The 2,691-nt window shown below is 63.2% G+C and carries 3 protein-coding genes; 1 reads left to right on the top strand and 2 read right to left on the bottom strand.

All coding sequences use genetic code 11. The features are described from left to right. Positions 1 to 1,165 (bottom strand): NAD(P)/FAD-dependent oxidoreductase (locus tag NKH19_RS33110; protein WP_352983899.1); only part of this gene is annotated, 1,165 nt, incomplete at its 3' end. A gap of 16 nt (positions 1,166 to 1,181) precedes the next feature. Continuing rightward, complete coding sequence (locus NKH19_RS33115) at positions 1,182 to 1,850, bottom strand: haloacid dehalogenase type II (protein ID WP_352863607.1); 669 nt, start codon at positions 1,848 to 1,850, stop codon at positions 1,182 to 1,184. A 319-nt stretch (positions 1,851 to 2,169) separates the two neighbouring features. Here NKH19_RS33115 and NKH19_RS33120 point away from each other — a divergent pair. Beyond that, a partial coding sequence (locus NKH19_RS33120) for a GNAT family N-acetyltransferase (protein WP_352983902.1) occupies positions 2,170 to 2,691 on the top strand: 522 nt, incomplete at its 3' end.

Consider the following 2,691-nt stretch of genomic DNA (forward strand, 5'->3'; position numbering starts at 1 on the left):
GATCCTCGCGGCCGAGCATGGCATCGGCCATGATCATGCCGAGATGCGTGGAAAGCTGCGCGCCGTGGCCGGAATAGCCCATGGCGTACCAGACGCCGTCATGATAGCCGGCGCGCGGGAAGCGGTCCTTGGTCATGTCGACCAGACCGCCCCAGCAATAGTCGATCTCGACCTTGGCGAGTTGCGGGAAGATCGTGGCAAGGCTTGCCTGCAATATCTGCCCGCTCTTGGCGTCGGATCGCTGGTCCGAGGTCGCCGAGAAGCGTGCGCGGCCGCCGAAGATCAGGCGGTTGTCCGGTGAGAGCCGGAAGTAGTTGCCGATGTTCATCGAGGTCACGCATGTCCGGTTGCCGGGCATGGTCGCGGCGATCTCGGTGTCGCTCAACGGCCGCGTGGCGATAATGAAGCTACCGACGGAGATGATCCTGCGGCGAAAATAGCTGAAATTCGGCGTGGTATAGGCGCCGGTCGCCACCAGCACATTGCCGGCGTTGATCTGGCCGCGGGAGGTGGTGAGTTCATGCCTGGTGCCGACCTGCTTGCGGTTCGTCACTACCGCGTTCTCGTAGATGACGGCGCCGTGGCCGGCGGCTGCAGTGGCCAAGCCTGCCACATAGCGGCCCATATGCATCATGGCGCTTTTCTTCGACAGCATCGCGCCGTGGAAGGGCGAGCCGATCTCGGATTTGATATCGGCCGCAGACAGCAGTGCCGTATCCGGATCCACTTCGGCATGGAGGGCGTCGAAATTGCGGGCGATCGCTTCGAAATGCTGCGGCTTGGAGGCGAGCTTCAGCTTGCCGGCGCGGCGGAAATTACAGTCGATGCCTTCCTCGGCGACCAGCGCCTCGATGGTGTCGACGGAATCGTCCAGCGCCCGGTAGAGCGCGATCGCGCGTTCCTTGCCCAGCTCCGCCTTGGCCGAGAGGTAGCTGTGGGCGAGGCCGTTGTTCAAGTGTCCGCCATTGCGTCCGGACGCGCCCCAGCCCACCCCCTCCGCCTCCAGCACCGCCACCTTGGCGCCAGCCCTCGCCAGTCGGTGCGCGGCGGCAAGGCCGGTGAAGCCGCCGCCGATGATGGCGGCATCGTAGTGCCCCTCGACGGGGCCTGGCGCCCCGCCGGTAAATACCGGGGCTGTGTCGTGCCAGTAGGAGATCAGTTTCATCGGCAATCCGCCTGTTTCAAAGCCCGACCACGCCTGCAAGACCCGAAATGTCCGATATCTCGACATAGCCGTAGTACGGGTTGGCCGGTTCGTGGCCGCGATTGACCCAGACCTTGTTCTTGATGCCGAGGTCGTGAGCCGACATCAGGTCGTAGCGGAAAGAGGACGAGCAGTGAAGAATATCTTCCGGGCCGCAGCCCAGCCTGTCGAACATGTATTCGAAGGCTTGGAAACGGGGCTTGTAGGCCTGCGCCTGCTCGGCCGTGTAGACGGCATGGAACGGCGCGCCGAGCTTCTCGACATTGGACATGATCTGCGCGTTCATGGCGTTGGACAGGATGACCAGCGGAATTTCCTTGGCCACCTTCGCCAGGCCGGCCGGAACGTCGGCGTGCGGCCCCCAGGTCGGGACGCGATCATAGACCATTCTGGCGTCGTCAGGGCTGAAGGCGACGCCGTTGCGCTTGCAGGTGCGCTCGAGCGCGTTGTGGATGACGTCGGCATAGGGCTTCCAGTCGCCCAAGATCTCGTCGAGCCGATACGCGGCGAAGTTCTTGATGAACTCCTGCATGCGCGGCTCGTTCAGCCGGCTGCCATAAAGGTCGCGCGCCGCTTCCGCCATCTGAAAATTGGTCAACGTGCCATAGCAGTCGAACGTGATGTATTTGGGCCGGAAGAAAGCCATGTCCGTCGATCTCCAGTGGAAGCACATTCGCGTTGGGACGTATTTCATCATAGGACGGCAGGTGGCGACCCACCTGACCGAAATAGCCCTCCCGAAAGCAGAAAGTTCCGTATCCGCCGTCCGGTTTGGCACGCTGTAGCATCTTGACGGTCGATGGGAGCGGCGGTCTCGGAGTCAAAGGCATCCGCCGTGGCCGGCGCCAGCACAAGATGCGGCGCATCCCTCGCGCTACGGCGAAAGATACTGCCGAAACCAACGCCTTCAGACGATCTGCGGCGCGCCGATGGACGAAACTTGGCGTCAGACGGAAGGATGCCTCATGCAGCACGGCGACATCGAACTCCAGGCCTTCGGGCCGGACCATATTGAGGGAGCCGTAGTGCTTTCTCGCCAGGAGAACTGGCCGCATCGCCCGCAGGACTGGCAGATGGCCCTGCAGCTCTCGAACGGTGCGGTCGCGCTCGATGACCAGGGCCGCGTCACCGGAACCATCCTGGTAACGCCCTACGGCGCGGATTGCGCCATGATCAACATGGTGATCGTCGACAGGAATGTGCGGGGCAAAGGGCTCGGGCGCCGGCTGATGGAACAGGCCTTCGCCCTTGCCGAGGACCGTCCGCTGCGGCTCGTCGCGACAGCGGACGGCATGCCTCTCTATGAAAAGCTCGGCTTTGTATCCTCTGGCACCGTTCTGCAGTATCAGGGCAAGGTTGCAGAATTTGACGCGCCTGAAGGCGTGGAAGCAGCAAGTGCCGACGATCTGCCGACGATCAAGGCGATGGACCGCGAGGCCTATGGCGCGGACCGGGAAGCTCTGATCGATGCGCTGGCCGAGCGCGGC

It is taken from the genome of Mesorhizobium sp. M1338, from assembly GCF_040318045.1.
Lineage (GTDB): Bacteria > Pseudomonadota > Alphaproteobacteria > Rhizobiales > Rhizobiaceae > Mesorhizobium.